General features: G+C 37.4%; 16 protein-coding genes, 14 tRNA genes and 1 rRNA gene. 27 read left to right on the top strand and 4 right to left on the bottom strand.

Features of this window, described 5'->3' with window-relative positions; genetic code table 11:
- The first annotated feature begins 1 nt into the window (after position 1).
- The 15 genes from rrf to BLS02_RS11855 all read left to right on the top strand — a co-directional run bounded on the left by rrf (position 2) and on the right by BLS02_RS11855 (position 1,767).
- Positions 2-117 (top strand): 5S ribosomal RNA (rrf, locus tag BLS02_RS11785).
- 138 nt (positions 118-255) lie between these two features.
- Positions 256-330 (top strand) — tRNA-Asn (locus BLS02_RS11790).
- Between the two features lies 1 nt (position 331).
- A tRNA-Ser gene (locus BLS02_RS11795) sits at positions 332-423 on the top strand.
- A gap of 11 nt (positions 424-434) precedes the next feature.
- Positions 435-509, top strand: a tRNA-Glu gene (locus tag BLS02_RS11800).
- Positions 510-516: 7 nt separating this feature from the next.
- Positions 517-592: transfer RNA gene (locus BLS02_RS11805), tRNA-Val, on the top strand.
- Positions 593-772: 180 nt separating this feature from the next.
- Positions 773-849: transfer RNA gene (locus tag BLS02_RS11810), tRNA-Met, on the top strand.
- Positions 850-951: 102 nt separating this feature from the next.
- Positions 952-1,028: transfer RNA gene (locus BLS02_RS11815), tRNA-Asp, on the top strand.
- A gap of 31 nt (positions 1,029-1,059) precedes the next feature.
- A tRNA-Phe gene (locus BLS02_RS11820) sits at positions 1,060-1,135 on the top strand.
- Between the two features lie 21 nt (positions 1,136-1,156).
- A tRNA-Tyr gene (locus BLS02_RS11825) sits at positions 1,157-1,241 on the top strand.
- A gap of 18 nt (positions 1,242-1,259) precedes the next feature.
- Positions 1,260-1,333: transfer RNA gene (locus tag BLS02_RS11830), tRNA-Trp, on the top strand.
- Positions 1,334-1,346: 13 nt separating this feature from the next.
- Positions 1,347-1,422 (top strand) — tRNA-His (locus tag BLS02_RS11835).
- 16 nt (positions 1,423-1,438) lie between these two features.
- Positions 1,439-1,513 (top strand) — tRNA-Gln (locus tag BLS02_RS11840).
- A 4-nt stretch (positions 1,514-1,517) separates the two neighbouring features.
- Positions 1,518-1,592 (top strand) — tRNA-Gly (locus BLS02_RS11845).
- A 12-nt stretch (positions 1,593-1,604) separates the two neighbouring features.
- Positions 1,605-1,678, top strand: a tRNA-Cys gene (locus tag BLS02_RS11850).
- 6 nt (positions 1,679-1,684) lie between these two features.
- A tRNA-Leu gene (locus tag BLS02_RS11855) sits at positions 1,685-1,767 on the top strand.
- Positions 1,768-2,036: 269 nt separating this feature from the next.
- Here BLS02_RS11855 and BLS02_RS11860 read toward each other — a convergent pair.
- Together BLS02_RS11860 and BLS02_RS11865 are read right to left on the bottom strand one after the other, a co-directional pair.
- Positions 2,037-2,477, bottom strand: coding sequence for a MarR family winged helix-turn-helix transcriptional regulator (locus BLS02_RS11860; protein ID WP_092493254.1), 441 nt, complete (start codon positions 2,475-2,477; stop codon positions 2,037-2,039).
- Between the two features lie 20 nt (positions 2,478-2,497).
- Positions 2,498-2,974, bottom strand: a complete 477-nt coding sequence (locus BLS02_RS11865; RefSeq protein ID WP_092493255.1) for a glutathione peroxidase — start codon at positions 2,972-2,974, stop codon at positions 2,498-2,500.
- A 439-nt stretch (positions 2,975-3,413) separates the two neighbouring features.
- Here BLS02_RS11865 and BLS02_RS11870 point away from each other — a divergent pair, with 439 nt between their 5' ends.
- The 7 genes from BLS02_RS11870 to BLS02_RS11900 all read left to right on the top strand — a co-directional run bounded on the left by BLS02_RS11870 (position 3,414) and on the right by BLS02_RS11900 (position 11,666).
- Positions 3,414-4,607 (top strand): DUF4317 domain-containing protein, encoded by a 1,194-nt coding sequence (locus BLS02_RS11870; protein WP_092493932.1) that lies wholly within the window; start codon positions 3,414-3,416, stop codon positions 4,605-4,607.
- A gap of 273 nt (positions 4,608-4,880) precedes the next feature.
- Positions 4,881-6,029, top strand: coding sequence for an NAD-dependent epimerase/dehydratase family protein (locus tag BLS02_RS11875; protein ID WP_092493256.1), 1,149 nt, complete (start codon positions 4,881-4,883; stop codon positions 6,027-6,029).
- Positions 6,030-6,046: 17 nt separating this feature from the next.
- Positions 6,047-7,183: a glycosyltransferase family 4 protein gene (locus BLS02_RS11880; protein WP_092493257.1), complete on the top strand. Its 1,137-nt coding sequence runs from the start codon at positions 6,047-6,049 to the stop codon at positions 7,181-7,183.
- A 44-nt stretch (positions 7,184-7,227) separates the two neighbouring features.
- Positions 7,228-7,671 (top strand): GtrA family protein, encoded by a 444-nt coding sequence (locus BLS02_RS11885; RefSeq protein WP_092493258.1) that lies wholly within the window; start codon positions 7,228-7,230, stop codon positions 7,669-7,671.
- Positions 7,672-7,913: 242 nt separating this feature from the next.
- Entirely contained in the window at positions 7,914-9,605 is a 1,692-nt protein-coding gene (locus BLS02_RS11890; RefSeq protein ID WP_092493259.1) for a sensor domain-containing protein, read from the top strand.
- A gap of 348 nt (positions 9,606-9,953) precedes the next feature.
- The gene (locus BLS02_RS11895; protein WP_092493260.1) at positions 9,954-10,907 is read left to right on the top strand and encodes a cation diffusion facilitator family transporter; all 954 of its coding nucleotides are present in this window, start codon (positions 9,954-9,956) and stop codon (positions 10,905-10,907) included.
- A 105-nt stretch (positions 10,908-11,012) separates the two neighbouring features.
- A complete protein-coding gene (locus BLS02_RS11900) occupies positions 11,013-11,666 on the top strand; it encodes a YczE/YyaS/YitT family protein (protein ID WP_092493933.1) in 654 nt (217 codons plus the stop codon).
- Positions 11,667-11,770: 104 nt separating this feature from the next.
- On the opposite strand, the gene BLS02_RS11905 is transcribed toward BLS02_RS11900, so the two are convergent.
- Positions 11,771-11,974, bottom strand: a complete 204-nt coding sequence (locus BLS02_RS11905; RefSeq protein ID WP_092493261.1) for a hypothetical protein — start codon at positions 11,972-11,974, stop codon at positions 11,771-11,773.
- 293 nt (positions 11,975-12,267) lie between these two features.
- Between BLS02_RS11905 and BLS02_RS11910 the strand changes: the two genes are divergently transcribed.
- Both BLS02_RS11910 and BLS02_RS11915 read left to right on the top strand, forming a co-directional pair.
- Complete coding sequence (locus BLS02_RS11910; RefSeq protein ID WP_092493262.1) at positions 12,268-13,728, top strand: SulP family inorganic anion transporter; 1,461 nt, start codon at positions 12,268-12,270, stop codon at positions 13,726-13,728.
- Between the two features lie 40 nt (positions 13,729-13,768).
- Positions 13,769-14,185 carry a universal stress protein gene (locus BLS02_RS11915; RefSeq protein ID WP_092493263.1) on the top strand — a complete coding sequence of 139 codons (417 nt, stop codon included), beginning with the start codon at positions 13,769-13,771 and terminating at the stop codon, positions 14,183-14,185.
- 184 nt (positions 14,186-14,369) lie between these two features.
- Here BLS02_RS11915 and BLS02_RS11920 read toward each other — a convergent pair whose 3' ends face one another.
- Positions 14,370-15,482: an NAD(P)/FAD-dependent oxidoreductase gene (locus BLS02_RS11920; protein WP_092493264.1), complete on the bottom strand. Its 1,113-nt coding sequence runs from the start codon at positions 15,480-15,482 to the stop codon at positions 14,370-14,372.
- Between the two features lie 111 nt (positions 15,483-15,593).
- Here BLS02_RS11920 and BLS02_RS11925 point away from each other — a divergent pair, with 111 nt between their 5' ends.
- The 3 genes from BLS02_RS11925 to BLS02_RS11935 all read left to right on the top strand — a co-directional run bounded on the left by BLS02_RS11925 (position 15,594) and on the right by BLS02_RS11935 (position 17,746).
- Positions 15,594-16,100: a hypothetical protein gene (locus BLS02_RS11925; RefSeq protein WP_092493265.1), complete on the top strand. Its 507-nt coding sequence runs from the start codon at positions 15,594-15,596 to the stop codon at positions 16,098-16,100.
- Between the two features lie 72 nt (positions 16,101-16,172).
- Positions 16,173-16,736 (top strand): hypothetical protein, encoded by a 564-nt coding sequence (locus BLS02_RS11930; protein ID WP_254788765.1) that lies wholly within the window; start codon positions 16,173-16,175, stop codon positions 16,734-16,736.
- A gap of 77 nt (positions 16,737-16,813) precedes the next feature.
- Complete coding sequence (locus tag BLS02_RS11935; protein ID WP_092493266.1) at positions 16,814-17,746, top strand: manganese-dependent inorganic pyrophosphatase; 933 nt, start codon at positions 16,814-16,816, stop codon at positions 17,744-17,746.
- Positions 17,747-17,833 lie beyond the last annotated feature (87 nt).

Below are 17,833 nucleotides of genomic sequence, written 5' to 3' on the forward strand. Positions count from 1 at the left end.
GTCTGGTAGCATTAGCGGAGAGGACACACCTGTTTCCATGCCGAACACAGTAGTTAAGCTCTCCAGCGCCGATGGTAGTTGGGGCTTTGCCCCTGCAAGAGTAGGACGCCGCCAGGCAAATCCCATTCCATAGCAATTTGGCCAAAACATCTTTTAAAAACTTAAAGATGGGTCATTTAAGGAGTGAGGCTACTCCGGATAAGCATGCAATATGACAAACATTGTCTGAGCATCGATATCCTGTATTTGGATTATTCCACAGTAGCTCAGCGGTAGAGCAATCGGCTGTTAACCGATCGGTCGTAGGTTCGATTCCTACCTGTGGAGCCATGGAGAGCTGTCCGAGTGGCCGAAGGAGCACGATTGGAAATCGTGTAGGCCGTTATCGCGGCCTCGAGGGTTCGAATCCCTCGCTCTCCGCCATTTATATTTTTGGCCCGTTGGTCAAGCGGTTAAGACACCGCCCTTTCACGGCGGTAACACGGGTTCGAGTCCCGTACGGGTCACCACTAATATGGAGGATTAGCTCAGCTGGGAGAGCACCTGCCTTACAAGCAGGGGGTCGCAGGTTCGAGCCCTGCATCCTCCACCATTTTAGACGAAAGTTCAAAGTTAATACTATCTCATATCGCGGGGTGGAGCAAAGCCGTAAGCATCATTGAATAACCTCAATGTAGGCTTTGTGAGGAGTGTAGCATCACTGAATCATCTTGCAACACGACGAACAGTTCTATTCAAGTTATAGAAGTATTAATTTAATATTAATTCATATCGCGGGGTGGAGCAGTCTGGTAGCTCGTTGGGCTCATAACCCAAAGGTCGCAAGTTCAAATCTTGCCCCCGCAACCAATTTTATTCAGATTACTACGTCGAATTTACTTCGTTGCTAATTGAAAGTAATAGTGTGCTTTGACTGCCAACAATTTAAGCATATCTGCATTTTACATATTTGGTCCGGTAGTTCAGTTGGTTAGAATGCCTGCCTGTCACGCAGGAGGTCGCGGGTTCGAGTCCCGTCCGGACCGCCATTTAAATCTATAGCAATAGCATATATATATTGGCTCTGTAGCTCAGTCGGTAGAGCAAAGGACTGAAAATCCTTGTGTCGGCGGTTCGATTCCGTCCGGAGCCACCATTTTTGCATTTACATTTATATGGAGGGGTAGCGAAGTGGCTAAACGCGGCGGACTGTAAATCCGCTCCCTCAGGGTTCGGGAGTTCGAATCTCTCCCCCTCCACCATATATTTTTTTAACAAGTAGGGGTATAGTTTAATGGTAAAACGAAGGTCTCCAAAACCTTTGATGTGGGTTCGATTCCTACTACCCCTGCCATTATTTTATTATGGCGGTCGTGGCGAAGTGGTTAACGCACCGGATTGTGGCTCCGGCATTCGTGGGTTCGATCCCCACCGGTCGCCCCATAAATTTCAATCTTATTGGGCTATAGCCAAGCGGTAAGGCATCGGGTTTTGATCCCGTGATTCCCAGGTTCGAATCCTGGTAGCCCAGCCATTATGCGGAAGTAGTTCAGTGGTAGAACACCACCTTGCCAAGGTGGGGGTCGCGGGTTCGAATCCCGTCTTCCGCTCCATTACTTCGTTTTGGCGGTATAGCCAAGTGGTAAGGCAGAGGTCTGCAAAACCTTTATCACCGGTTCAAATCCGGTTACCGCCTCCAACATATGCCGGTGTGGCGGAATTGGCAGACGCGCATGACTCAAAATCATGTTCCCTCTGGGAGTGTCGGTTCGAACCCGACCACCGGTATCTATAAGAAATATATAATTGAATTAAAAAATGATAGGAATACCTATAAATGTTGAAACACCAATGTTTGTAGGTGTTTTTTTGTTTTGGAATAAAGGGTAGAAAGGTAAGTTTTGAAATTATATTAAACAATTTTAACACAGTAGCATCTGTTACTAAGATTGTTGCCCAGGGTTTCTGAGTGTAAAAAAATTATAGGGGATCAGACTCTTCATTTGGACAGTTGTCCGCTGAATGATTTGATCCCCTATTTACACTTTCTTAAAGAACTATCGATTATTTCGGTTCATCAGTTTGTCATGAAGAACCTTTAACTGACTCATCAATTGTTCGTATTCATATAACTCGATATTGCATGTATTTACTTCGCTTGCAATGGATTGATTGATGGCATCTTTTTCTTCTATAGCTTTTGGCTGAACAAAAACATAAACTTTTCGCTCATCGCTATTGGTACGCTCTTTTTTAACCCAACCATTTGCTTCCATTCTTTTGATCATGGGGGTTAATGTTCCAGTACCTAAATTTAATCGTTCACCCATTTCCTTGACTGTAAGCCCGTCTTTCTCCCATAGCGCTAATAAGACTAAGTATTGAGGATAGGTAATACCAAAGGGATGAAGTACTTTTGAATATAACTTAGTAAATTGACTACTTGTCTCATAAATTGCAAAACAAAGCTGATTATCTAGTGTTAAAAAATCCTCCAAATAACTCATCCCCTTTGAAATTATAATTGTTTCATAATATCTTTTTCTATTTTCCCTGGTTTTGTTGTAGGTGCATAGCGCTCAACTACGTGTCCATTTCGATCGATTAGGAATTTTGTGAAGTTCCATTTGATATCTTTTGAAAGGAGGCCACCTTTTTCTGATTTTAAGTACCTGTATAAAGGATCCTCATTTTCACCGTTAACATCAATCTTGCCAAACATCGGAAACGTTACTCCAAAATTTAGTTGGCAGAACTCCGTAGTTTCCTCAATATTATCAAATTCCTGGTTGTTAAATTGGCCGCATGGAAATCCTAATATCTCTAACCCCTGATCCTTATAATTGTCATACATTTCTTGAATCTCCTTAAATTGATTATTTAATCCACATTTACTAGCAGTATTCACAATAAGTAGAGGCTTTCCTTCTAATTCCTTTAAAGATTGCTCGGATCCATTTGTCTTCTTAACGGTGAAGTCATAAACTGTTGTCATCATGATTCCTCCTATTTTTAAATTAATCGTGTACGATTTAATCATACACGATTAATATTCGAAACTCAATGATGTGTCTTTAAGGAGAGAAAGCATTTTATTCCAAGGCTCTTTTTGTTTAGCTTTTTGTCCTATTTTGATAAATTCGACGTAACTACATTTGATTATCACTTTGAACTGTCAAGAAAACGCGTTCACTCTCAACGTACGATTATAAGAGTGATAACAGATCCGAAAATAATTGTTTTTATTTATATAGGGATTAAGGTAGCATTATTATGGTTTAAGTAAATGAAGTGCTGAAGGGTGTATTAGACATCTGCATTTCTAGTAGTTAAGGGAGAAATGAGTAGGCGGAAACAAGTACATCTATGATAAAATGAAAGAATGTGTGCATAATGCTGCACATGCTGATAATGAACATAGGAGTGGAATAAGATTGAACAAACAAGACATAGCAAGTATTCGTAAACAATTCAAATTAAATAATGACTTATTAAAAATTAACGAAATCTTTAATGTGTATATAATGAAAGAGTCTAGTGAAATATATCATCATCAAAGTTTATCATTTGAACTATTGGAAGATGAACAGAAAGAGTTGTTTATGGATAACTTTAAAAAAGTACTATCAGGCCAGTTGGATGAAAAATTATTCGAATTAAAATTCCAGCGCGATGTGGAAAATAACAGTCAGCTAATTCTTCACCAGGGTTTATTAAGTAATGATACAGAGGAATGGAAGGGTCAAATGCTTCATATTGTAGAAAAAATGCTGAAGGATAAGCAATATGAAATGGATATTGTCGTAACCTTTATTCGGGGAGAATATATGAAACCGATGAAGAACATGAGCGACGAGTCAGAAGAAAGTGAACGTGATACGGTATATTCCCATCCTTTTATTTTATGCAGTATGAATAAAACGCAAGATCCAAAAAAGGAATTACTGTTTGACTATGTCGAAAAGGAGTTTAAGTATAATATTGTCGTAGATCCGATTATCAATCTGAAGGCTCCAATATCAGGATTCCTATTCCCTTCAATTACGGATAATGCTGCAGATGTTAACCACGTGCTGTATTCGGCAGGGAAGAAAAATGAACTTAATTATCATTTCATCGAGGAAGTTTTAAATGCGGAAGAAAAAATGACTGCTGCACAGGATAAAATTGTTTTTGAGGAAATTGTAAAAAATGTAGCTGGTGATCAAAAAATCAACACTTCCACACTTTCAAATGTATACGATGAGATTCATCGTGTCGTGGAAGAGAATGAAGAGGAAGAGATACCGAAATTAGACTACAAAGATGTCGAAAAAGTTTTGAAAAGCAGTGGGATAGAAGATGTTAATTCGGATAAAGTAGAAACTGCTTTTAAAACTGTGACTGATGATGAATCATATGAGTTTAAAGCGAATAACATTGTACCTAAATATAATTCAAAGTCTATTAAAATAGAGACGAAACTAGCTAATATCTCCATCAGTCCACAAGACTTAAGATATGTACGTCAAGTTCATTTCAGCGGAAAGCGTTTCTTAATGATGGAAGTGGAGGAAAACACGGTGATTGAAGGCTTTGAAATGATTCCAGAAGCTTTATTTGAAAAAGCAAAAGATAATACAGAGTGACTTCTGGAAAAGAGATAATAATGATCTTTAAATTTGACTTTTATTTTGTATTTTACTCCTGAAAATAGGAAACCTATTACGGAAATAATATTTTTTGCAGTTTTTCCAAGGCAACTATTATCACATCATTTGTAATAATACTCATAACATGATAATTTTTAAAAGGATAGATATGCTTGCGAAAACTGTTTTGGTATGATTATTCTATCGTTACCTGAATATAGAAGTAGGAGCATACAACATACGAATACTTTAAAAAGAGGAGAAAATCTTATGAAAATTATAGTAGCTGGAGGAGATGGCTTTTGTGGCTGGCCGACCGCCTTGTATTTATCAAAACAGGGGCATGATGTAGCCATTATTGATAATATGGTCAGAAGAAAGTGGGATAATGAACTGCACTCGAACTCCATTACTCCTATTGCAACACTTGAAGAACGAGTAGCAAAATGGAAAGAGCTTACCGGCAAAGAAATTCGGGTATATGATGGAGACTTGACGCATTATGATTTTTTACGTGAAGTTTTAAAAAAGGAGCAGCCTGATGCGTTTGCTCATTTTGCTGAACAGCGGTCTGCACCATATTCTATGATCGATAGGGAACATGCTGTGTTTACGCAAAACAATAATGTAACAGGAACGTTAAACGTATTGTATGGTATAAAAGAAATTGTTCCTGATTGCCATTTAATTAAATTGGGTACAATGGGTGAATATGGTACACCTAATATTGAAATAGAAGAAGGGTATATCGAGATAGAACATAAAGGAAGAAAAGATGTTCTTCCTTTCCCGAAACAGCCAGGTTCTTTTTATCACCTGTCGAAGGTTCATGACAGCCATAATATAACGTTCGCATGTAAAATTTGGGGAATAAGAGCAACTGATTTAAACCAGGGAGTTGTTTATGGATTAGATACAGATGAAACGCAAATGGATCCAGTTTTATCTAACCGCCTGGACTATGATGGGGTATTTGGTACTGCATTGAATCGTTTCATTATCCAGTCAACTATTGGCCATGATATTACAGTTTACGGAAAAGGCGGACAAACACGTGGCTTTTTAAACATTAAGGATACCGTACGCTGTATAGAGATCGCAGCGAATAATCCAGCTGATCGAGGAGAGTTCCGAGTGTTTAACCAATTTACAGAGGAGTTTTCTGTATTGGATCTGGCTAATAAAGTTGAGAAGGTTGCACAAGAAGAAGGCTTTGAAACAACAATTGCGCATCTTGACAACCCAAGAGTTGAATTGGAAGAGCATTTCTTCCATGCAGAAAATACAAAGCTTCGAGACCTTGGTTTGGAACCTAATTTACTGACTGATGATGTAATTCGTGGAATTCTTAAAACAGTAGTAAATCATAAAGAACGAGTAATTAAAGAAAACGTACTGCCACAAGTATCCTGGAAATAAACAAGGAAGTGTCACCTATGAAAATTGCTATCGTAACTGAAACTTTTCTGCCATCAACTGATGGAGTTGTTACCAGATTAAAAGCATGTATTCGCTACTTCTTAAAAGAAGGACATGATGTTAGAGTAATAGCACCAGATCTTGGTGTTTATGAATTTGAAGGAGCAAAAATAGATGGGGTGCCAGCGCGGACCCTTCCTTTTTATCGCTCCAAAAAATTTGCCCTTCCTAATCGAAAAGTTAGTGGTCTGTTGAAAGAATACGATCCTGATATTGTTCATGTGGTAAATCCGGCTATTCTTGGTTTATCTGGTGTATACTACTCTAAAAAGCTTGGATATCCAATGATTGCTTCTTATCACACAAATGTAGCGCAATATTTGGATTACTATAAAGTCTCTCTTTTCAAGGGATTAGTATGGTGGTACTTTCGAAAGCTGCATAATAAGGCGGAGTTAAATCTCTGTACTTCAAATACAGTTAAGGAAGAGTTAGTAGGACACGGATTTCAAAATGTACATGTCTGGAAGCGTGGTGTAGATACGGAGTTGTTTCATCCTAATAAGTATGACAATGAAATGCGGGACAGACTATCAAATGGCCATCCTGAGAAAAAGCTGTTATTGTATGTTGGCAGACTTGCTCCAGAGAAAGAAATAGAGAAAATAAAGTCAGTACTGAAAGCATCTGATGAATTTGTCCTTGCTATTGTAGGGGATGGTCCGCATAGGCGCGAGTTGGAAAAACATTTCGCTGGTACTAGTACAGTATTTACTGGTTTATTACATGGTGATGAACTTGCTAAGGCTTATGCTTCATCAGATGTCTTTGTATTTCCATCGACTACTGAAACGCTTGGTCTCGTAATTACGGAAGCAATGGCTTCTGGGCTGCCACTTGTAGCAGCTGAAAGTGGACCAACTTGTGAACAAATAGAAAATAATCATACCGGCTTGCTGTACAACCCTGATAAGCAAGATGATTTCACAACAACATTGCTTAAGTTTGAAGATGAAACATTAAGAAAGCGGTTGGCAAAAGCAGCTCATAAAGAAATTTCAGAAATGGGTTGGGAGGCTCAATCCAAACAAGTGCTTGATTACTATGAAGAAATAGTCAGTGTAGTTGAAGAAAAGAGTAATAAAGCAAACTGACATATAAATCTCCAATTCTTAAACCGCTTAAATAGAGGAGTCCCATGACACAGAACAAAAAAAATAAAGGCCCATTTCAATTTCTGCAGTTTAGTGTAATTGGGGTTTCGAATGCAGGGATTGATATTGGGACACTAAACTTATTGCTATTATTATTCCACACAGATGAAAGAGGCTTGCTTCTGCTTTTTAATACCATCGCCTACACACTAGCTGTAGCTAATAGCTATTTTTGGAATGCTAGCTTTACATTTCAACACGCAGCTAAAGGCAGTAATCGACAGCGAATTCTTTTCATTGTGCAAGGCATAGTGAGCTTAGGTGTTAATAACCTTGTGTTTATTGCATCCAATACCCTACTGGAAAGTTTCGGTGTCCCTAATTGGCTGCGATACAATGTTGCCAAGGGTCTGGCTATGCTCCTTTCATTTATTGCAAGCTTTTTTATGATTAAATATTTTGTGTTTAAGAAATCGAAAAAGAACTGAGCTACTAGAAATAGAGGCTCAGTTCTTTTTTGATTTCGTTTAATATATAGAAAATATAAATATCGATAAAATATAATCCACTAATTTCAGAATTTATGGGTGAAAATAATAAAAAATGTTAAAAAATAGTATAAAAGGACTAGAAAAATTTTATATAGAGTATATAATGAAATTAACATAATTAATTTAAATAATTAAATTTTACATAATAGTAATAATTCTGTGGAAAGGAGGAGATTAATATGAGCTATGATAAATCCTTATTTTTCAATGATGTTTTGATGAACGGAATTAAAGAGATGGTTTTTATTATTGCGATAGACAATAATCGTGATTTTTGTTATGAATTTCTTAATAACGCGGCAATTAAACAAACGATTCTTACGGATAAGGTTATTGGACGAACAATTCAGGATGTTTATCCCCAAAAGACAGCGAATTTTTTGATAGAGAAGTATACAACAGCTATCGAATTAAAAGATGGATTATCATACGAAGATTTTTACGAGGCGCCATCAGGTATTAAATATTCAGAAACGACATTGACTCCTTTATGCGATAATGATGGTATTTGCACACATATTGTTGCTCTGGTAAAGGATATTACCCGGCGAAGGATGACTGAGTTTGAAATTCAAAAGTCGAAAAACGATTTGTACCGCAATAAGCAAAAATATCGATCCCTTTATGATTATAATTTAGATGCTATATTTTCCCTCAGTCTTACAGGAAACATCCAAAATGGTAATAGTGCAGTAGAATCAGTTTTTGGCTACAATGCCAAAGAAATGAAGAACTCTCCTTTCACTGAATTATTTGCTTCAAAAGATAAAGATTTAGCTAGTAAAAATTTTCGTAATGTAATAAAAGGAATTCCACAAGAACATCAGTTGACTATACTTAATAAATCAAATGAAATGGTAGAGGTTATTGTTAAGCTTACTCCTATCATTATAAATGATGATATAGTTGGCATATATGGCATTTTTAAAGATATTAATGAACAAATACAACTGGGCAGAAAGTATAAAGAAAGCGAAGATCAATTTCGAATAATTACAGAGAACTCGAATGATTTAATAACAATGATTGATAATCAAGGTGAAATTGTATACGTCTCGCCTTCTTACAAAGAAGTCTTGGACTATGAAGAAAATGAATATATTAACAAACCTTTTTTGCATAATGTACACACAGATGATCGGGGACGATTGCAGGAATCGTTTATAGAATCAATTCGGAATAAAACAACGTGGAAGGAACAATTTAGACAGAAACATGGAGATGGTGATTACATCTGGTCGGAATTACTTGGCTCTCCTGTTTATGATGATGAAAATCAGTTTACACATATGGTAGTGGTATCAAGAAATATTACACTCCGAAAAGATTATGAACAGCAGTTACAGCATATGGCATATCATGATCCATTAACCGGATTGCCGAATCGCCGTTATTTTGTCAAACAATTAACAGAGCATATAGAGAGAATAAAAGATACTGATCAACGACTGGCGTTAATTATGATGGATCTTGATAAATTTAAATTGATTAATGATAAAATGGGGCACAGTATTGGAGATCAGGTAATTCAGGAATTTGGATTGAGGATTAGTAAGGTAATTCGTGATGAGGATTTACTTGCACGCTTAGGTGGAGACGAATTCACTTTATTGGTACCTAATATCACTTCCACTAATGATGTTCTTGAAATAGCTAATCGAATTATCAACATAATGAACGAGCCTTGGTGTGTTGAAAATTATGATTTTGGGATAACAACAAGCCTAGGTATTGTTGTTTCATCATCGAAAGCTCCTGAAAATGCCAGTGAGATGCTAAAGTATGCGGATAAAGAGCTTTATGAAGCAAAAAAGGCAGGAAGAAATGACTATAGATTATATGATTTCATGCAGAATTCACTTGTGAACTAGAAAAAAAGCTTAACCAATACACTGGTTAAGCTTTTTTGTGGCCAAGTCTTTAATGAGGAGGCTGTGCCCATGCCCATGGATAATAAGACACTGCAAAAGCGCTAGCTTGAGCAGATGTCGCATTGGCACCCGGAGCGGTGAAAGCGAAGTATTCTGCCGGAACGAATCTAGGCACTCAATATCATCAGAACGAGACAATAGCACAAAAGAAAATCTCATTACGTTGCAGTTTATAGAAATAACGACAAATTGCTAGAGAACAGCAATAGTTTAGACGATGAAAATAATGTATAGAATTACTATATAATAAGCAACATAGATAATGATAAACATTCAGGAGGAACGAATATGGGATTTATGGAGCGTATGAAAAAAGGAAATACATCCTCTGGTCTGGCAGCTTTAGGTAATGCATTTTTAGCTCTAATAAAAGGTGTGGCTGCTTTTTTTAGTGGAAATGGTGCTATGTTTGCTACAACAATGCATTCACTGGCGGATTCCGTTAACCAGGGATTTGTTTTTTTTGGTAGTGTTCTTGCGGAATCACCTCCATCCGATCGATTTCCGACTGGGTTTGGAAGGGTAATCAATATATTTTGTATGGTTGCCGTCATTGTTGTTTCGGTATTGGCGTACGAAACACTAAAAGAAGGATGGCATCTTTTCCAACATCCGAAAGGGTCAGGAAACTTGTGGTTAAATATAGGAGTTCTAATAGCATCTCTTGTAATTGATGGTGCTATTTTAATAAAAGCTATGAAGGAAATTATTAAGGAATCTAAAGGAGAACAATCTGGCTGGTTAATAACTTCTGCATTTAAAAGTGCTGGAAAGGCATCTCCTGCTACACGTTTAGTGTTTTATGAGGACCTAGTTGCAACTTCTGGTGCAGTGTTTGCCATGATTGGTGTTTTACTATCACAGGTTTTTGGATTACTTACAGCTGATGGAATCTTTACAATGCTTATTGGAATATTAATGCTGTTTGTTGCGTTTCGTGTAGGATATGACAACATGGTAGGCTTAATTGGCGTATCAGCTCCTGCCGATGTAGAAAATAAACTTACTGATGTATTACTCGACGACGAAGCTGTTGTGGATATCTATAAGATAAGAACTATACAGGAAGGGCGCACATATCATGTCGAGGGCACTGTGGAACTCAAAAAAGGATTTTCACTAGCTGAAGCCGACGACATTAAATTTAGCCTAAGTGATAAACTGTTACGTCTGCCAGAAGTTGCTGATGTGGTGTTAGGTATAATTGAAGATAATGGTGAAAAAGACCAGAAGACAAGATAAGGACACTATCATCTGATCCGATGAGGGTAGTTTTTTTGGTGACAATCTTGTATAATTCTTGAATATACAAGAAAGTATGGATAAGACATCAAAGAAAGAAGGGTGATTGCACTGGCTTCTATTCGATGGTCCTTTTTCGTCGTGGGGCTTATTTTTTTTAGCTTTGGGATTTCTGTAACGATCAATGTACAACACTTAGGTATTCACCCGTGGGATGTATTAAATGTTGGCCTCTTTGAAATATTTGGTTTTACGATTGGTACATGGAATATTGTATTTGGTATTACGTTAATTATAGTGTCCTGGATTTTGGATAAAAGTTATATAAAATTAGGTACATTTCTAAATGCATTTCTCGTTGGCATGTTTGTGGATCTCTTTTTATGGCTTGATTTTTTACCTGAAGCAAGTCATTCTTGGACAGATGCTATTTTAATGGGGATAGGGATTGTGGTAATGGGATTCGGAGGCGGTTTGTATAATGCTGCCAGGGTTGGATCAGGGCCACGTGATGGATTTATGTTATCTATTTCAGATAAATTAGGCGCGCCTATTGGAAGGGTTCGCATTATAACGGAGAGCTCAGTGCTGGTTTTAGGGTTAATATTGGGCGGACCTGTATTTATATTTACATTTATATTCACATTTATACAGAGCCCAATTTTTCAATTCACATTTCTGCGCTTTGAGAAACTTATCAATCAAATCCAAGCAAAGCACCACGAAAAGCACCTTACTTCTTCAAGAGCAAGTGGCTAAACAACTCTCAAGTCCCTAATCATGATTTCGATTCTCATTGTATCCTGACTACTTATAATTAGTGGATAAAATTAGAAAACTTGGCATTCGCCAAGCCTTAACTGCTAAAAAAGCCCGGAAGTGAATTTTAATTCACTTTTGGGCTTAAATATTTTTTCGGTTGAAAATGTATCTAAATGAATTTCCTGTTGGGATGTATCTTGGTCTATATCAAATTTAACAATAACATCTTTCAGAAAGAACCAGCCAAAAATTAATATGATTAGTGTTAAAGCAACAATAATTATAACAACAATCTTACTACTCACAGCAGTTTACCCCCTAATTATACTTAGTGTTAGATTAGCAAAACCAAATCCTGCTGTAAATAGTTGTGAGTCAAAAGTCATGCTTTAGTCAAAAATTGGTTCTTATGAAAATAGTGAAAGATATATTCCCTAGTAAAATAGTGAAACTAAGCGGAAATCAGAGCAATATTTCAATGTTTACGCTTTCTTGGCGTTTTTCCATTTACTGTTTCTATGGTATGATTCGTAGGTTGAAATCGGATTAAGCTTTATAGAGAGCTTAGCAACACTATACTATAGAAAGAGGTAAAAAATTGAGAATAGAACAGATAAAGCAAAAATGGTTTGGCAATGTTAAAGGCGATGTTTTGGCTGGAATGGTTGTCGCAATGGCGCTAATTCCAGAAGCAATTGCCTTTTCAATTATTGCAGGGGTAGACCCAATGGTGGGTCTTTATGCATCTTTTTGTATTGCTGTTGTAATTGCATTTGTCGGCGGCAGGCCTGGAATGATCTCAGCAGCTACAGGTGCAATGGCACTTCTAATGGTTAATCTAGTTGCTGACTATGGGTTACAATACTTACTAGCTGCTACGATTCTAACAGGAGTTATTCAGGTATTAGTAGGTGTATTCAAATTATCCAGTGTTATGAAATTCGTACCACGTTCGGTGATGGTTGGATTTGTAAATGCACTGGCAATATTAATTTTCACAGCTCAGCTGCAGCATTTTGTAGATGAGTCTTGGATCATGTATGCCCTTGTAGGGTTAACGCTTGTAATTATTTATCTTTTACCACGATTTACAAAAGCAGTACCATCAACACTAGTGGCAATTATCGCTATTACAGCATTCGTAATTTATGGTGATATCGGTGTGCGTACAGTTGGTGACATGGGTGCATTAACACAGCAATTGCCAGTGTTTTTAATCCCATCTATTCCGTTGACGTGGGAAACATTCATGATTATTCTCCCGTACTCAGCTGCGTTAGCAATTGTAGGGTTATTGGAATCACTGCTTACAGCTAATATTGTTGATGATATGACTGATACAGAAAGCAATAAAAATAAAGAAACACGCGGGCAAGGGTTTGCTAATGTTGTGACTGGCTTCTTTGGTGGTATGGCTGGCTGTGCGATGATTGGGCAGTCTGTTATCAATGTAAAATCAGGTGGAAATGGTCGTCTGTCTTCACTGGTTGCAGGTGTATTTCTTATGTTTTTAATTATTGTGCTAGGTGGAGTGGTTGTTCAAATCCCAATGGCAGCATTAGTTGGAGTTATGTTTATGGTGGCGATTGGAACATTTGACTGGTCATCGATACGGACTCTGCATAAGCTTCCTAAATCAGATGCTGCCGTTATGGTAACCACTGTTGTCATTGTTGTCGTCACACATGATCTTTCAAAGGGTGTTCTTGCAGGTGTATTACTGAGTGCAATATTCTTTGCAGCAAAAATATCCAAAACAAAAGTAACAAAAGAACTTACACTAAATGGCGAGAAGAAAATTTATCACGTCCATGGGCAATTATTCTTTGCGTCGGTAACTGACTTTCCAAAGAAGTTTAATTTTACAGATACAGTTAAGGAAGTTGAAATTGACTTAACACATGCACATCTATGGGATGATTCAGCTATCGGTGCTCTTGACAAAATAGAAATGAAATTTGAACAGAATGATATAGAAGTCTACTACAGTGGATTGAATGAGGATAGTCAGCATTTGAAAAATCGCATGGGTGGACTTTCAAAAGCATCAGGACATTAAGGTTCCAAAATGGTAAGATGAGATTAAAGAGGTGGGGCTTGTGTTTAAAAAAATAATGTTGGCGACTGATGGTTCAGAACACTCAGCACGATCTGCAAAGTATGCTATTGAACTTGCCGAAAAATTCGATGGCAAAATTGAAATTGTTTATGCTGTTGATGGACAAACATCAAAATCTGATGTTTTGCATCATGCTAATAAATTCGAAGTTGAAAAAAAGCGCAAGGAAAAGATAAAAGCTGTAAAGAACTTATTAGAATCATCAGGTGTAGAATACGAGACAAATATTTTACATGGTGAAGCAGGACCGACAATCGTAGAGCATGCAAATGAAAACGAATTTGACTGTGTTGTTATTGGAAGCAGGGGTCTTAATAACTTGCAAACTCTGATTCTAGGAAGTGTCAGTCACAAAGTTGCTAAACGGGCTGATTGTCCAGTACTAATAGTTAAATAGAAATTACAAGAGGCTGTCCCCAAAGTTGAGGGACAGCCTTTATTAATTGCATAGGAAACTATAAAATTTAAGTGCTGTGGATTACTCGACTTCCGAATCAGCCGCGTCTAGCTCCGACGTACAGGACATACTAGTGCCGGTGACGCCACAGGACGAAGCGTTCTCACCGGCCAACACTTAGTGCTTAGAGAATTAACCGCGTCATATCATAGTTGGCTAAATCGATTTCCAACTCTTTTTCTAAAGCAATATCTGCGAGTTGCTTTCCTACATAAGGCCCTATCGTAAGACCTGATGAACCGAGCCCGTTTGCCAGCAATAAACCATTGTATCCAGGCAGACTGCCAATCACTGGAACAGATTCCGGTGTCATCGGTCGAAAACCGACACGTGTTTCAAGTATACTTGCATTTTCAAGCTCTGGTGCTATTTTGATCGCGTTCGAAAGTATATGATGAATCCCCCCCGCAGTCACACTGTTATCAAACCCAACGTTGTTCTCATGGGTCGAACCAACAATTACCCGGTCACCAAATGTAAGCATATATTGGTTAAATGGAGGTTTTACAACAGGCCAACTAGCTGGTGAAATTCCAGGGAGCTTTAAATGTATGATTTGTGCTCTCTGAGGCCTAATATCAAAGTGCATACATAGAGGTTGAAGCAGTTGGCTCGTCCATGCACCAGTTGCTGCTATTACTTTATCAGCCTCAAAATTCTCACCGTTAACGGAGACACCTGTAATTTGTGTTCCTTCTACTAGCAGACGTGCATCACCGTTAATTACCTTTGCGCCATGTTTTTTAGCTCCCCTTATGAGCGCATTTCGTAATGCACGTCCATCTACCCGAGCTGCTCCACTGACATGAAGTGCTGTATATTCATCAGACACCAGTGGGAACATTTCTTTTGTTTGTTTTGAGTTAAGCTGTGTAATTTCACCGATTTCCGGGGCGTCTTCACGTCGTTTATATGCATGTTCCTTCATAGCAATTAGTTTCTCTTCATCAGTATGGAGATTGATTGCGCCCACTCGTGCATAGCCTGTATTTGGTTCTCCATCTTCAGCTAATTCTTGAATCAAGTCCTGGTAAATACGTGCTCCGCCTTTTGCAAGCTTATACCAAGCCTGATTTCGACGTTTCGAAAGCCATGGGGCTACAATGCCTGCAGCAGCATCTGTAGCTTGACCAGTGTCCTGGCGATCAATAATCACAACTTTAGCACCAGACTTGGAAAGCTGGTATGCTGTAGATGCACCAAGTATTCCTGCGCCTATTACAATAAACTTCTTCATAGAAAAATCCTTTCATATCATCTTCATACACTATAGGAATAATTACTGAAAAAATAAAGGAAAATGATTGTTCATAAAAGAATTAATAGGAAGAAAGGAGTTAGAATACATATGAATGAGAATATTGTAGCAAAAATATTATTTATTATTGGAATCGCGCAAATGTCAATTGGTTTAATAGTGGGTCTGATTTTGGGAAATGCTGATTATTATGGTGTTATGAATTGGTCAATCTTCTTTACATGGGCAGTTGGTGGTTTTGTAAGTGGTATGCTGTTCTTAGGTTTTTCTGAAATAATTAAATTACTCCATATGATTAATGAAAAAACACCATCTTTAAAGAACGAAGTATTCCATAGCATGAAACCGTTAGAAGGCGGTTCATCTGTATCTTGGACCATAGAAGAATTAGATAAGGAAAGAATTAAAGAAAAGTATATAGATGAAGCTATTTCTGAAATTGTTCCATCACCAAAAGAAGGTTTTTGTCTTGTCAAATTCAAAGGCGGTTCTGGGTATTATGTGAAAGTAGTAAATGTCGATGGATTTAGTATAGAAGAAGTTCACGATTCTGAAACAAAATATGCCATTATAGCGTGGTATAATAAGTTGGATTAAACAGAATGCAAGAAAATGTATAGGCGTTTTGATAAACTCGAGTATAGCATGAAAATAGTGAGGAGTGTCTTTTTGGCTAAAGAAAACCATGGTTCAAAGATGGGTTGGTTCGGCTGGACAATTTTAAGCGTTATTTTAGTTACAATTATCGGGTCTTTTTTATTCTTTTTTAATATATTTAACTTAGATATTAAGTCAATATTCAGCAGCGAAAAAAATGCAGATGGAAATGAAGAGCCTGTATCTGAGGAAACAATGGAAAAGGTTGAGGAAGTTCAGAAGACGGTTGGAAAAGACCACACAGATATTGGAAAGTTTGTTGCTGAAATGCATGATTTTTATAATGAAACAACAGGATATGGACGTATAGCTTCACTTGATTGGGAAGAGCAAAAGGATCAAGCTAATAACATACTAAGTACATTGGATGAGAAACTTTCAAATGTAAAGGATGATGCGCTGAGGGCTGACATAGAGCGAATAAAGGAATTGGCCAAAAAAGCAATTAATGAACAGGAAACAGAACATGTGAGAAACCTGCATCGTATGTTCCATGACTTGGATATTGCGTTGAACAACTATAATGGGTATGATACTATTTGGAAAGTTACCGAAACATTGAAAACTGCAAATTAGTGTCCATAATCTAATTAATTATGGTAATCTAATAGGTGGAGAAATAAAGATTACAAAGTTTTAAAGGAGAAATGAACATGGACAAGACACTAATTTTTGGTCATAAAAATCCGGATACTGATACTATTTGCTCTGCATTAGCATATGCAGATTTGAAAAATAAGCTTGGGTTTGATGCAGAACCCGCAAGACTTGGTTCTGTCAGCAAAGAAACGCAATTTGCGCTCGATTATTTTTCAGTTGACGCACCTCAGTTTATTGAAAAAGTAGACGAGGATGTAAAAAATGTTATTTTAGTTGATCATAATGAATTTCAGCAAAGTGTGGAAAACATTAAGGATGTGCGCATCACTGAAGTAATTGATCATCATCGTATTTCAAATTTTGAAACGAAAGAACCGTTATATTTCCGTGCTGAGCCAGTTGGCTGTACAGCAACGATTTTGAATAAAATGTACAAAGAAAATGGTGTAGCTGTGACCAAAGATATCGCTGGGTTATTACTTTCAGCAATTATTTCTGATTCATTATTATTAAAATCACCAACATGTACAAAAGTAGATGTCGAAGCAGCTTATGAATTAGCCGAAATCGCGGGTGTAAATCTGGAAACATACGGTTTTGAAATGCTTCAAGCTGGTGCAGATTTGAGTGACAAGTCAGTACTTGACCTTATCACGATGGATGCTAAGGAATTTTCCATGGGTGATGCAAAGGTTGAAATAGCTCAAGTAAACGCAATCGATACTAAGAAGATCTATCAATTCCAAACAGATTTGGAAACAGAGATCGCCCAGATTATAAAGGATAAAAACCTTGATTTATTCTTATTCGTTGTTACAGATATTTTAAACAACGACTCAGAAGTGCTTGCATTAGGTGAAGCGAAAGATAATGTCAATAAAGCGTTTAATGTAACGTTGGATGACAATAACCGCGCATTGCTTAAAGGCGTTGTATCACGTAAAAAACAAATCGTAACCAATTTGACTGAAGAATTTACAAAATAGCGTGATCAAGGAGGCCCTCCAGTTTTTGACTGGGAGGTCTTTTTTTCCGGTCGATATCCAAGCTAACAAGTTGATAAAACCACACTC

Source organism: Virgibacillus salinus (genome assembly GCF_900102415.1).
GTDB classification, from domain to species: domain Bacteria; phylum Bacillota; class Bacilli; order Bacillales; family Amphibacillaceae; genus Lentibacillus; species Lentibacillus subterraneus.

Bases quoted from the DNA above. Each gene is read 5' to 3' on its own strand.
- BLS02_RS11865 (WP_092493255.1), bottom strand. From the start codon at position 2,974: ATGACAACAGTTTATGACTTCACCGTTAAGAAGACAAATGGATCCGAG.
- BLS02_RS11875 (WP_092493256.1), top strand. From the start codon at position 4,881: ATGAAAATTATAGTAGCTGGAGGAGATGGCTTTTGTGGCTGGCCGACC.
- BLS02_RS11880 (WP_092493257.1), top strand. From the start codon at position 6,047: ATGAAAATTGCTATCGTAACTGAAACTTTTCTGCCATCAACTGATGGA.
- BLS02_RS11885 (WP_092493258.1), top strand. From the start codon at position 7,228: ATGACACAGAACAAAAAAAATAAAGGCCCATTTCAATTTCTGCAGTTT.
- BLS02_RS11890 (WP_092493259.1), top strand. From the start codon at position 7,914: ATGAGCTATGATAAATCCTTATTTTTCAATGATGTTTTGATGAACGGA.
- BLS02_RS11895 (WP_092493260.1), top strand. From the start codon at position 9,954: ATGGGATTTATGGAGCGTATGAAAAAAGGAAATACATCCTCTGGTCTG.
- BLS02_RS11920 (WP_092493264.1), bottom strand. From the start codon at position 15,482: ATGAAGAAGTTTATTGTAATAGGCGCAGGAATACTTGGTGCATCTACA.
- BLS02_RS11925 (WP_092493265.1), top strand. From the start codon at position 15,594: ATGAATGAGAATATTGTAGCAAAAATATTATTTATTATTGGAATCGCG.
- BLS02_RS11935 (WP_092493266.1), top strand. From the start codon at position 16,814: ATGGACAAGACACTAATTTTTGGTCATAAAAATCCGGATACTGATACT.